This window comes from Leptospira chreensis, from assembly GCF_016919165.1.
Lineage (GTDB): Bacteria > Spirochaetota > Leptospiria > Leptospirales > Leptospiraceae > Leptospira_A > Leptospira_A chreensis.
This window is the reverse complement of the sequence record NZ_JAFFPS010000008.1, coordinates 105,117-118,064: the sequence shown is the minus strand read 5'-3', so window position 1 is coordinate 118,064 and position 12,948 is coordinate 105,117. Positions and strand designations below refer to the sequence as shown.

The following is a 12,948-nucleotide window of genomic DNA, read 5'->3' as shown; positions in this document are numbered from 1 at the left end:
AAACAAGCGGGTCATGGACACACAGGAGGGTGTGACAATGATTATCAATCACAACATCAGCGCGCTAGTTGCGAAACGGGCGCTCACAAACACCGGTCGTGACATGGACAAGTCCATGGAGCACCTAGCAACGGGTATGCGAATCAATAGACCAGGGGATGATTCTCTGGGATTTGCTGTGTCCGAAAAACTAAGATCACAAATTCGGGGCCTCGGCCAAGCAGAACGAAATACCCAGGATGGTATGTCGTTCCTCCAAGTCACCGAAGGATCTTTGGATCAAGTAAACTCGATCTTACAGAGGTTACGCGAACTTTCCGTTCAATCTTCAAACGGGATTTATTCTAACGAAGACAGAAAACTTGTCCAGTTAGAAGTATCTCAACTTGTGGAAGAAGTGGAAAGGATCGGAACTTCTGCTGAGTTTAACAAAGTCAAACCATTGGATGGAAGGTTTTCACGTTCCTCTAAAAATCCAATGACATTACAAGTGGGTGCAAACGGTTCAGAGAAAATAGAACTCTACATCAATACGATGACCAGTTCTTCCCTCAAACTGAAACAAGCGGGAAACAAGTTGACTCTCTCAACTCCAAACAAAGCTTCCGATTCACTCCAGGTTTTGGATGATGCCATCACCAAAGTCAACCGACTCCGGTCTGACCTAGGTGCCTATTACAACCGATTGGATTTAACTTTGAAATCACTGAGTAACAACTATGTGAACATTGTTTCTTCTGAATCGCAAGTAAGGGATGCCGACATGGCAACGGAAATGGTAGAATATTCCAGAAACCAAATCCTAACCAAATCAGGTGTGGCAATGCTTGCACAAGCGAACCTTCGACCGGAATCCGTAGTAAAACTCCTCACGGACAGATACTAATCCGACCGAAAAAGAAACGGAAATCCTCCTTGCAAACAGGGAGGATTTCTTCAAACTTTGTCCTTATACTTCACAGAAGAGTGTAAGCGAGGACATTAACTTTGAAACAAATCATCTCGGGACTTCTTTCCCTATCATTACTTTCCACTATATCATGTGGACTATCCGAAAACACAAAAAGGCTAATTCTTAGTACTTCCATCGGTTGCGGAGTTGGTCTTGCACTCGGTGCCGTTTATGATGAAGCACAAAGAAAAAAAGATTCAAAAGACAAAAAGAACGACATCCAAAGACAAATCAAATCTTCTTTGGCATTAGAAAAAAAGAAACCGCAAAACAAAGGTAAGATTGTTGGTCTTGGTGCTGGTTGTTTGGCAGGACTTGGAACTGGTTTTTATCTCAACACTATGTACGACAACATGGCGGAAGAGATGAAAAAACAAGGAATCACTCTTGAAAAAAGCGAAAGAGGCGGCGAAACAGTGGCTCTCACAGCAACTATGGATGGCGGAATTGCTTTCGAAGATGGAAAGGCAGACCTTAAAGGAAAAGGAAAAGAGAACATTGACAAACTGGCAGAAGCACTTGCAGCTTACCCAGAAACTAAAATCAATATCTCTGGCCACGCGAACCGAACCGGTGCAGAAGATCTAAACCAAAGATTGTCTCAAGACCGCGCTGTGACTGCAAAGAATGCAATCACTGAAAACGGTGTGGAAGGAAAACGAATTGGAACCGTTCAAGGACTAGGTTCTACGACTCCTATCAAAGGTGTAGATCCAAAAGACGGATCCAACCGACGTGTGGAAGTAGAAATCGTTCCAGCAAGCTAAGAGTTTTAAGACATAAAAAAAGGGATCCGATTCTGGATCCCTTTGGTTGTTTTAGTAAGCCTACATTTTTGTAGGCTTTTCTATTTTAAGATCTAGAATGATTCGAGTTACATTCCAAGACCAGGGAATCCACCCATAGCTTGCATCTGTTTTGCGGCCCCAGCCTGCGCATCCTGTAAGGCCTTGGTATAGGCTTCTTGGATGGACTTTTCTAGAAGATTTTTATCTTTTTTATCAATCAATTCATCTTCGATTTGAATGGATTTCATTTGGAATTTTCCATCCAAAGTCACAGATAGAAGTTTGTTTTTGGAAATTCCTACAAAATTGAGACCGGCAAGTTCCTTTTCCATGGTTTTCACCTGCGATCTCATCTTTTTCATCTGTTTGAGCATATCAAACTTGTTTCCGCCCGCTCCACCGAACATAAGCACCTCTTTTCCTTTCAGGATTATTTTTCTTTAAAAGAAGGCAAATATAAAACATGTCTTTGTCGATACTGAATCTATGATCCATCCCAATTCTCCATACAAACGAATCTGGGATCTTTTTGTTTTTATTTGTATCACTTACTTCGCCATAGAAGTTCCGATTCGACTGGTCTTTCATTATAAACTTTCCGCCGGGGTCAATTACTTCGAACGGTTCATCCAAATTGTATTTGGGATCGATGTCATTTTGAATTTTAATACGGCGATTCTAAAAGACCGCCTTCTGATTCACAATCGCAAGATTGTTACCAAAACCTACTTACGTACCTGGTTCCTCATCGATTTTTTATCTGCTTTTCCCTTCGATCTTTTTGGTGGATTTTTCTTTCAATACTTTGGAGTGACTGATAGCTTAAAAATTTTGCGGCTATTGAGGTCGGTTCGTGTCTTTGAACTATTCAAATCACTCCGCCTCCTTGCCCTCGGTGCGGACTCGGATGACCGGTTCAAATTGGTAGAAGTGATCAACCCCATGACCTTCCGCCTAATCTTCTTTGTGTATTGGACAAGTCTATTTGCCCACTGGGTGGCTTGCGGTTGGATCCAACTGGGTCCTGAATTTTTACCAGACAAAGATATAACAACAAGATACATCCGAGCCCTCTACTGGTCTGTGACCACTCTTACCACTATTGGTTATGGAGACATCACTCCCATAACCAACAAACAGACGGTATATACAATGGGTGTGATGATTTTAGGAGTCGGTATTTATGGTTATGTGATTGGTAATATTGCTACACTATTATCGAACCTAGATGTCTCCCGTGTTACCTTTCAAGAAAAACTAAACACCATAGATAGTTTCATTAAATATAAAAAACTACCACCCCACCTCGCTAATCGCATTCGTTCCTACTATGTCAATCTTTGGGAAAACAAACACGGGATTGATGAAACAGAAATTTGGGACAACCTTCCTTCCGGAATTAAAATTGATGTGTCACTTTTTTTGCACAACCATTTGATTTCCGTAGTTCCCTTTTTTAAAAATGCTCCGGAAGAATTAAAAAGAGAAGTGGTTTTGGAATTAAAGCCAGCCTTCTATATGAAGGGAGATATCATTTTTAAAGAGGGCGATGTTCCGCACAATATGTATTTTCTATCCAAAGGTCATGTGGAAGTACTCAAAGAAAAATCGGGTGAGTTACTCGCCACTCTGAACTCTGGATCTTTTTTTGGAGAAATGAGTTTGATAGATGATTCTTTGCGAACCGCAACGATCAAAGCAGGATCTTATTGTGATGTGTATACCTTAGGAAAAGATAGGTTCGCAGAAATCCTAAAACACCATCCAGGGTTTGCCAAACACATCCAAAACATTGCCAAGGAACGTAAAAAAAGCCAATCGACTAAACGAATTCAAAAAACAAAAACCTAATCTTAGTTAAATAGGATTCTATAATTAAGGTTTTAGCGAAAGAATCGAATTTTCAGGATCCACAAGGGAAATGGATTCGTCTGCCAAACGATCAAAGGCATGCCAAGCATTGCTATCTTTCTTTAATGGTTCTTGTTTTTCTGTTTTGGTTTTGATGGATTCTGATTTGGGAATCTCTCCCAAACAAGGAATCTCTTCAATTTGTTTGAGCCGTTCGAGAAGTTCTCTATGTTTTTTGGAAGGGCCAAACCAAGAGGGAACAAAGGCAGTTTTTTTCTTTTGGCTAAAAATAGTTTCTGTTTGTGTGATTTCATCTAGAAGCAAATTCACTGCACGGATCGTCCACTTACTCGGAGTTACAGGAATCAGAATGAGTTCAGAATTATAAATGGCAGTGGTGAGTTCATGTTTGGCAGAACCTGGAGTATCGATAATCACAAATTTATATATACTACGAACCTCGTCTAAAGCACGTTTGAATTGCAAACAAAGGCTACTGGAATCGGGATTGTATTTGGTGAGTTTGGCCAAACTGAGAGTGGAAGGCAAAACATCGAATTGTTTGGTTTCGCGAATGCAATCTGTCATCCGTTTCATTCCGAGTAAAACCGTCATGACATTGGATTCTTCCAACTTTGCGAGATCCAAATCGGGCAAACAGTAGTCAGTCAAGTCCCCTTGCATGTCCATATCTACAACCAGGGTTTTTCCTCGCCGGGCAAGAGCACAGGCCAAGTGGGCTGCCGTCGTGGATTTCCCACTTCCCCCCTTAATATTGGAAACAGAGATGACCTTCATGGGGCATAGAATTCTCTGAATTCTTCCTTTGGCCACTGATTTTTTTTGAATTTTCCTTGGAAAGGACTTCGTAGTACTTAATTTGGGTTCAGTTATGGCATTCACAATTCGGTTCCGAGTTTGGGACAAACAAGAAAAAGAATTCACTCAGAAAGGCTTTAGTCTAACCCTCGAAGGGAAACTTTTGAAATTTGGACAACCCATCCCTAACGAAGACAATTATATTGTTAATAGTTTTACCGGTTTAAAAGACAAATACGACAAAGACTTATTCGAAGAAGACATCATCGAACATACCGTTGCCAAAGGGGGAAATTTAACCCAACATACAGGCATTATACGGTACAACAATGAACACGGTGCTTTTTACATAGAAAATGGACCACCGCTCCTCCAATTATTTTCTATCCGCAAAGTAGGAAACCCTTACGAAAATCCCATTTTGTTCGATTTGTATCTAAAAAGTAAATCTTGAGATTTTTATACTTAAGTTTCACAACCTTAGTTTTGTTTTGTTTTCCTTTAAGTGCCAATCTCTTAGAGGATTATTGGAAAGCAGTTCAAAACACAAAAGAAAAATTCGAAATTTCTGACCATAGCCCCAAACGATTTAGTTTTCGATTGGGTGGTGAAATTCCGGGAATCCTTCATAAAGAATCTCTCAACCATGAAGTTTTTTGGTTCTGCCAAAAGTATTTGGATAAGTATCATACAAACTACCCTTACCCCCGATTCAAAGAAGACATCAGATCTCACCTAACCGATTTATACGGAGATCCGGCGCAAAACTTCCTCAGCGGAAAACTTTCCTTTTCTTGTTTTTCGGGTTGGAAGGAAGGAAGTTCTCTTTTGAAACTTTCTTTCTTTTTGAACGAGGAAGAATTTTTCCCTTATCGTTGGGATTATTATGATTCCAAAGGACAATTGTTTTTAACCGAAGAGGACGAAACCAAAAACGGCAAAAAAGATAGTTTCACTTATTACTCTCAATCAGGTTGCCCCAAAGAAATCACAAAAGATAAAAATGATTTCGGTGCCATGGATGAATGGTGGTATTTCAAAAATTGCCAACTGGTTCGGGTAGAATACGATTCCAATGAAAATGGATTTCGAGAGCGAATTTGTCATTATGAAAATGGAAAAGAATCCTACTGCGAAGGAGTGGGTGAAAAAGAAGAAAGAGAAGCCATCGAGTTAGAATCTCACCAAAAGTTTACTGAGGCTTTAAAAGCGTATCGAAAATCTCTAAAAGAATACAAAAAGGAAGTATCCAATGGAACTTCCCGAACCTGTTCTCTCTTAAAAAAAATTGCAAACATCGAATACAACGAAAGAGATTTTGTTTCTTTTACCAAAACCTTAGATGAGTTTTTTTCTTATAGAGCTTGTGAATCCGATTCTTTGGATGTACTCATCTACAAATCTTATTATTATTTATATGTAATTGGGGATTATAAAACAGCTAAAGATAGTTACCAAAAAACAGCTGAAATTTATCGCAAAACCCACGGCGAGATCAGTCCAGAAATTTTAATGAATTTGGCCTATTCTCAATTTATGGATAAAGACCCTAACTCTTGTTTGGCCAGTTTAGAAAAATTGAATAGTCGCCGACTCACAGCCTACCCTCGTTTTTTTCTCTTCTACTATAGAGGTTCCTGTGAAATGAGTCTTGGACGTTATGAGGATGCCTATACCAATTTAAAACGAGCACAAATCCTCGGTGGGGAACGTGAATTTTTACCAGTAGTTTACTACAAATTAGGCAGAGCCTCCTTTGCCACAAACAGAGAACAAGAAGGAAATCTTTGGACCCACCAAGCCTTATTGTATGATTTTGATTTGATGGAACAAATGGATTCCGATCCTTTCTTTGAACGATTCTTTGAATCCCCTAACGGGAAAACGCACAAAAGAAAATATTACTTGAATAAACAAAAAAAACAATGATAGTCGTTCTCCTACGGAGAATACACGATCAATGAAAAATTTTACGACCCTGAATGATGTTTTTTATTATGCAAACCGGACTTATGGATCCAAGGAAATGTTCCTTGGAAAGGATGCGGGAAAAAACTTTATTGGTCGTACCTTCTCAGATATCTTTCACAAAGCGGAAAACTTAGCCCTCTCTCTTTTACAATTGGGCCTCCAACCGGGAGACCGAGTGGGCCTTATGGCAGACAACAGAACCGAATGGGCCATTGCCGACATCGCCACTCTGTTAAACGGAGCCATCAATGTTCCTCGTGGTTCCGACTCGACAGCACAAGAAATTGAATACATCCTCAGCCACTCAGAAAGTAAGTATTGTTTTGTAGAACACGAAAAACTATACGATAGTTTGAAACCTGTCCTTTCCAATACCAAAGTAGAAAAGGTCATCATCTTAGATCCAGGATTCAAATCCAAAGACAACTTAGCGATCCCCATGGATACACTGATTGCCGATGGCGAACCACTTCGTAAAAACTTACCATCACTTGAACTCCGGTCCAAACAAGTCAAACCGGACGACCTATTTACCATCATTTATACTTCAGGAACCACAGGAATGCCGAAAGGTGTGATGCTCTCCCACCAAAATATGGTCTACAACGTGGTAAAAGTTCCCGCCCGAGTGGGATTAAAGAGTTCCGATCGCACTCTTTCCATTCTTCCTGTTTGGCATATCTTTGAACGTGCCATCGACTATGCGATCATTGCAGAAGGAGCCTCCATCGCTTATACCAACATTCGGGATCTGCGAGACGACTTTCAAAAAATCAAACCTAGTTTTATGGCTTCCGCTCCCAGGCTCTGGGAAAACCTATACCTTGGCATCAAACAGAAGTTAGAGAAGGCACCGGAAAACAAACGCAAACTTTTTGATTTCGCTTATGATATTTGTAAAAAGTTCAAAGACGGACAAGACTATCTAGCTGGAAACAAACTCCTTACCAAAGAAGAATCTCCATTTGAACGAGCAAAGAACACAGCAGTATCCCTTGGATATGTTTTGAATTTGTATTTACTCGCTAAGGTTTTAGATGGACTTGTGTTTTCCAAAATTCGGGATGTATTGGGTGGCCACCTAACAGGAACTATATCTGGTGGGGGAGCCCTTCCCGCTCATGTGGATGAGTTTTTTAACGTGATCGGAATCCCAGTTTATGAAGGTTATGGAATGACCGAATGTGCTCCCATCATTTCCGTTCGTTCTGTAGGAAAGGTAGTTCAAGGATCGGTGGGAAAATGGCCAGATGGAACGGCTGTTAAAATAGTCAATGAACAAGGGGAATCTGTTCCGAAAGGGAAAATGGGTGTCATCCATATCAAAGGGCCTCAGGTCATGAAAGGCTACTACAAAAATGAAGAAGCCACTGCGAAGACGATCAACGACGGTTGGATGAATACAGGAGACCTTGGATTCATTTCCTTTAACGATACACTTTCTGTTCGTGGCCGTGTCAAAGATACCATTGTATTACTAGGTGGTGAAAACGTAGAGCCAGTTCCCATCGAAAATCTACTTTTAGAAAATGCTCTCATCAACCAAGTGATTGTAGTCGGCCAAGACCAAAAGTCACTCACGGCTCTCGTTTGGCCGGATAAAGATCGGATGAAAGAAGCAGGTCTAAATCCCAAAGAAGGCGAAGACCTAAACCAAAACAAAGAAGTCCGATTGTATTATCAAAATATCATCAAAAAACAAATATCTTCAGAAAATGGATTTAAATCTTTTGAGAAACTCTCTGACTTCCGGTTTTTACCGAAAGCCATGGAAGTGGGAGATGAACTCACCAATCTTTTTAAAATGAAAAGAAACATCATTCACGACAAATACAAAGATCTCATCAAATCAATGTACAACTAAAGTGAATTAAGAATGGTTCCCACAACTTCCCCCAGTTCCTTAGAAAGGTTGGGGAGGTTAGACAAACCTTCCAATTCTTTTTTGGCAATCTTTGGCAAATCCCCTTTTTGTTTCGAAACAGGGGAAAAAAGTTTTGTGAGAGCTGCGGCCATTTGCGGATTGATTTCATTCAATCTTTTGATTCGTTCTGCGAGAAAGATATACCCACTTCCATCTTGTTTATGAAATGTAAGTGGATTTCTTGCCAAACTAAAGTACAAAGACCGAACCTTATTCGGATTACGAATGTTAAACTGTGGATGATTCTCTAAACGTTCCGCAAGTGTACATCTGTCTTCGCCGGTAGCCACCTGAGCGGCAAACCAAACATCCAAAACCAAATGATCTTGTTTCCATTTATCAAAAAATAAATTCACAGAAGCCTCTTTCTCTTTGGAATCCACTTCCAAAAGAAACTTCATAGCAGAAACTTCTTCGCTCATATGTTTGGCTTCTCTTTGTTCCAAAACCGCCAATCGTTCAAACTTTTTAGAAGGATCATGTAGAAGATAATAAAGAGCAATATTTTTCAATCGACGTTTCCCAATCTCCTCTTTGGTTTGCACAGGAATGGTTTTCCGATTTTCTTCCAATAGATTTTGGAATTCTTTTGTAAAGGTTGTAGAGATGGATTGGATGGCCCAAACTCTTAAGTTTTGAATTTTAGTGAATTCATAACAACCGATACTTTCGCTAATCTGTGCGAGTCCAGGAAAGGAAAGATAAAAACTATGGTAAGTTTTATCCCAATTTCTCCCAAAGGACTCTCCAATGGTTTCTAGTATGGCTTCGAAGTTTTCCTCTTTCCCGAGAAGGATCGACTGACGAAACCATTCAAAGATTAGATTCTGAAAGGCAAAAAATCGAGAGACCCCATCAGTTTCTACTTTGGCTAAAATTTTGATTTCTTCTTCTGATTGTTTGTAATCCAAACGCACAGGACTCGAAAGAGAACGAAACAAAGAAACAATGGGTTTCGTTCCCTTGTTGTCAAGGGCTGGCATTCGAATCTGGTCGCGGGCACCGGACATCACACGTTTTTCTTCTGTCAGTAATCTTCCTTCCCTATCAAATACCGCAAAAGAATTAGAAAAAACTAACGGATATTCGCTGGATCCAGTATCGGCGAGTTCCAAAATCCATTCGTTTGTATCTTTGGAATAAGTTTCTTTGACGGATAATAAAGGAGTGCCACTACGGTGGTACCAATTGCGAAGATAAGGAATGGAGGAACCAATGACTTCTTCCATAGAAGAAACAAATTCTTCAAAGGTCACCCCTTGTCCGTCGTATTTAGAAAGGTAGAGTTGTAATCCTTTTTTGAAATTCTCCCGACCGATAAGCTCCGAGATCAACCGAATGACTTCTGCTCCTTTTTCATATACAGTCACTGTATAAAAATTATTCATTTCCTTATAAGTTTTAGGAAGGATGGGATGAGACATGGGGCCTTGGTCTTCCGGAAATTGGAACTCTTTCAAAAACAATACATCTTTGATCCGTTTGACCGCAGGATCTGTCATATCTTCTGTAAACCATTGGTCCCGAAATACAGTGAGTCCTTCTTTCAAAGTTAGATTGAACCAATTGCGGAGTGTGACCCGGTTTCCCGTCCAATTGTGAAAGTATTCATGAGCAATCACAGCAAGGATGGCTTCAAAACTTTCATCGGTAGCGGATTTTTTATTGGCGAGTACGAGTTTGGCGTTAAAGAGATTGAGTCCCTTATTTTCCATAGCACCCATATTGAAATCTTCCACTGCCACAATCATAAATAAATCTAAATCATATTCTAATCCAAAGGTATCTTCATCCCACTTCATTGCTTTTTTCAAAGAATCAAAAGCAAAACCTACCTTCTCCTCGTTTCCTTTTTCAATGAATATCTTAAGGGTAATTTCTCTTCCGGATTTTGTAATAAAGGAATCTTGGGTTTCTTGTAATTCCCCTGCCACAAGAGCAAATAAGTAGGATGGTTTTGGAAATGGATCTTCCCAAATTACTTCTCGTTTTCCACCTTCTAGTTGTTTGTTGCCGACCAAATTTCCATTCGACAACATCACTGGAAAAAGTGTTTCCTCTCCAGAAATGGTCACGCGAAAACGCATCATATTGTCTGGTCTATCAATAGAATAAACGATCTTACGAAATCCTTCTGGTTCATTTTGGGTACACAACATAGAACCAGATTTATATAATCCTTCGAGAGAAGTATTCTTAGCAGGACAAATTCGATTTTCTACAGTGAGGCGAAATTTTTCTTTGGGGGGATCGGGAATGAGAATTCCAGTGGGAGAAACCTCGTAATCTTCGGGATCCACAATGGCTCCATCGATTCTAAGGGATAAAAATTCTAAAGATTCTCCATGCAAAAAGAGAGGTTCGATTTTTTCTGATTGGAGGACAACTTCATAATCAGCCCTGACAACTGTCAGGTGCAAATCTAAATCAAAACGTAGATCTAACTTAGGAGTCAACCATGGGTTTGGGCGGTAGTCTTCTAGTTTGTGAATCGGAGAGAAGGAGGATAACGTCATCCTCCTTCTTTAAGGGATAGGCCCTATCGGAAAAGTGAATTTTAGTTCTGTTTCTCTTTTCTTTTATCCTCGGCAAAGGTCACCTTTAGATTTCTCCCGTCGACAGGCTGGCCATTCATTTGGGTGACAGCCTCTTCTGCCTCTTCCGGATTGGCGTAAGTTATAAATGCAAACCCTCTAAAATTACCAGTTTCCCGGTCATGAATCATTTTCAGATCTTGAATCACTCCGTAAACGGAGAAAATCTGGCGTATATTTTCTTCCTTAAGGGAAAATTTTAAATTCCCTACATAAATTTTGTTAGAAACCATTACTGTCCTCGTAAAACCAACTGCAGGTTCCAATGTCCTTGGAACGGGTCGATTAGACACAATGGAAAGAAATTGTCAACATCAAATATTTCTTGCATATTCTGAAAGATAGAGATTATTTGTATGTCTTCTCTAGGTACCCCTTTGAACGAAAAACCTTATATCCTTTGTATCGACGACGAATTCTTTATCCTCTGGAACCTGAAAGAACAATTAAAAAAAGTGTTTGGTTCAAATTTCACCATTGAAACTGCAGAAAGTGCAGAGACAGCAAAAGAGATTATGAAAGAAATTGCGGGTACATCCGCAGACTTAGCCGTTGTCATTTGCGATCATGTGATGCCTGGACAAAAAGGGGACGAATTCCTGATTGAAATGCAGGAAACCCACCCTCGTACCAAAAAGATTATGTTAACGGGCCAAGCACCCGCACAAGCCATAGGGAATGCCCTGAATCATGGTTGTTTGTACCGGTATCTTTCCAAACCTTGGGATGCCCATGATTTAGAACTTACCATCAAACAAGCCATCGATGCTTACTTTCAGGAAAAATCTCTAGAGGAAAAAAACAAAGAACTAGCGGACTCTTTGTACTTTCACAGAGACTCCAAATACCCTAATTTTGAATCCTTAGTGAAACAACTAAAGGGAGATGGAAGTCACCGCCCGGAACATTCCATCCTGCTCATAAAAATTATTAGTTTTCCGAGCATCATCAAAACTTTCGGAATCGAAGTTTACAGAAAAATATTTAAAAAACTCCTCCAACTACTCTCCGTCCACTTACAAAACGAAGAAACGGTCTACCATATTTATTCCGATGAAATTGCCATCCTATCCAATCTTTCAGAACAAGGTCTCGTTGAAAAGATGCGCAGTTTTCGGATGATTCTAAAATCCGACGATTTGATTTTGGATGAAGTAGGATTCCATTTGGAATGCCGGTATTCCTCTGCTTCTGGACAAGAAGATTGTTACTACAAAGCCAAACTTGCCCTTTTCCGTGCGGAAACACAAGGTTCCAATGATTTTGTTTCCTATACGGATGACCTTTCTACAGACCACCACTTACAAAACTTCCAACGAAGCCAAAAGATTCAAACTGCGATCACGAACAAACAAATTGTGCCATATTTCCAAGGCATTTTAGACAACCAAACAAAACAAATACGAAAGTTTGAATGTCTAGCAAGAATCAAAGACAAAGATACCATCCTCACACCCGACGTGTTTTTAAAACTAGCAAAGGTGACGGGAAGCATTCGAATGATAGGTTTGCAAATGATTGATGAGTCTATGAATTTTTTCTCTGACAAACCTTATGATTTTTCAATCAACCTGACCGAGTCCGAGTTAGAATACAAAAGTTTTAGCAAATGGGTCGAGACCCGATTGACACATTACAAAATTGAACCCAAACGAGTGACTTTTGAAATTTTAGAAGATATTAGTTTTTCCGAAAATAAAAACAGTTTATATACCATTCGCGATTTAAAAACCATTGGTTGTCAAATTGCCATCGATGATTTTGGAGTTCAATATTCCAACCTTTCTCGTTTGCTCGAAGTGGATCCAGACTATCTAAAAATTGATGGACAGTTCATCAAAAACCTGCCGGAAAACAGAACTGCCTATCTTCTTGTCCAAGGGATTGTGGAACTGGCACGTGGGATTGGTGCCAAAGTTGTGGCGGAGTTTGTGGATCGTCCCGCCATCCAAGACATGATTGAAACCTTAGGAATTGAATACTCCCAAGGTTATTTATTTATGAAACCTTCGCCTTCACTCCCGGAAGCGAGCAGTTTACAGCTATAAG

The 12,948-nt window shown here is 40.0% G+C and carries 11 protein-coding genes; 7 read left to right on the top strand and 4 right to left on the bottom strand.

Annotation, left to right across the window (positions count from 1 at the left end):
- Window positions 1-37 precede the first annotated feature (37 nt).
- Together JWG41_RS02355 and JWG41_RS02350 are read left to right on the top strand one after the other, a co-directional pair.
- A complete protein-coding gene (locus tag JWG41_RS02355) occupies window positions 38-886 on the top strand; it encodes a flagellin N-terminal helical domain-containing protein (RefSeq protein WP_205268461.1) in 849 nt (282 codons plus the stop codon).
- A gap of 101 nt (window positions 887-987) precedes the next feature.
- Entirely contained in the window at window positions 988-1,719 is a 732-nt protein-coding gene (locus tag JWG41_RS02350; protein WP_205268349.1) for an OmpA family protein, read from the top strand.
- A gap of 107 nt (window positions 1,720-1,826) precedes the next feature.
- Here JWG41_RS02350 and JWG41_RS02345 read toward each other — a convergent pair whose 3' ends face one another.
- Window positions 1,827-2,147 (bottom strand): YbaB/EbfC family nucleoid-associated protein, encoded by a 321-nt coding sequence (locus JWG41_RS02345; RefSeq protein ID WP_002982683.1) that lies wholly within the window; start codon window positions 2,145-2,147, stop codon window positions 1,827-1,829.
- Window positions 2,148-2,226: 79 nt separating this feature from the next.
- On the opposite strand from JWG41_RS02345, the gene JWG41_RS02340 reads away from it, so the two are divergent.
- Window positions 2,227-3,591 carry a cyclic nucleotide-binding domain-containing protein gene (locus tag JWG41_RS02340; RefSeq protein ID WP_205268348.1) on the top strand — a complete coding sequence of 455 codons (1,365 nt, stop codon included), beginning with the start codon at window positions 2,227-2,229 and terminating at the stop codon, window positions 3,589-3,591.
- A gap of 24 nt (window positions 3,592-3,615) precedes the next feature.
- Here JWG41_RS02340 and JWG41_RS02335 read toward each other — a convergent pair whose 3' ends face one another.
- Window positions 3,616-4,389 carry a ParA family protein gene (locus JWG41_RS02335; RefSeq protein WP_205268347.1) on the bottom strand — a complete coding sequence of 258 codons (774 nt, stop codon included), beginning with the start codon at window positions 4,387-4,389 and terminating at the stop codon, window positions 3,616-3,618.
- A 94-nt stretch (window positions 4,390-4,483) separates the two neighbouring features.
- Here JWG41_RS02335 and JWG41_RS02330 point away from each other — a divergent pair, with 94 nt between their 5' ends.
- Genes JWG41_RS02330 through JWG41_RS02320 form a run of 3 tightly spaced genes read left to right on the top strand, consistent with a single transcriptional unit; the run spans window position 4,484 to window position 8,245 of the window.
- Window positions 4,484-4,864, top strand: coding sequence for a YopX family protein (locus JWG41_RS02330; protein ID WP_205268346.1), 381 nt, complete (start codon window positions 4,484-4,486; stop codon window positions 4,862-4,864).
- Window positions 4,865-4,896: 32 nt separating this feature from the next.
- On the top strand, window positions 4,897-6,339 hold the full coding sequence (locus JWG41_RS02325; RefSeq protein ID WP_205268460.1) for a tetratricopeptide repeat protein: 1,443 nt from the start codon (window positions 4,897-4,899) through the stop codon (window positions 6,337-6,339).
- A 31-nt stretch (window positions 6,340-6,370) separates the two neighbouring features.
- Window positions 6,371-8,245, top strand: a complete 1,875-nt coding sequence (locus JWG41_RS02320; protein WP_205268345.1) for an AMP-dependent synthetase/ligase — start codon at window positions 6,371-6,373, stop codon at window positions 8,243-8,245.
- Here JWG41_RS02320 and pepN read toward each other — a convergent pair.
- Both pepN and JWG41_RS02310 read right to left on the bottom strand, forming a co-directional pair.
- The gene (gene pepN / locus JWG41_RS02315; protein ID WP_205268344.1) at window positions 8,242-10,821 is read right to left on the bottom strand and encodes an aminopeptidase N; all 2,580 of its coding nucleotides are present in this window, start codon (window positions 10,819-10,821) and stop codon (window positions 8,242-8,244) included. The genes JWG41_RS02320 and pepN overlap by 4 nt on opposite strands.
- 41 nt (window positions 10,822-10,862) lie before the next feature.
- On the bottom strand, window positions 10,863-11,132 hold the full coding sequence (locus tag JWG41_RS02310) for an RNA recognition motif domain-containing protein (protein WP_002974517.1): 270 nt from the start codon (window positions 11,130-11,132) through the stop codon (window positions 10,863-10,865).
- 144 nt (window positions 11,133-11,276) lie between these two features.
- Here JWG41_RS02310 and JWG41_RS02305 point away from each other — a divergent pair, with 144 nt between their 5' ends.
- Complete coding sequence (locus JWG41_RS02305; protein ID WP_205268459.1) at window positions 11,277-12,947, top strand: EAL domain-containing response regulator; 1,671 nt, start codon at window positions 11,277-11,279, stop codon at window positions 12,945-12,947.
- Window position 12,948: the final 1 nt, after the last annotated feature.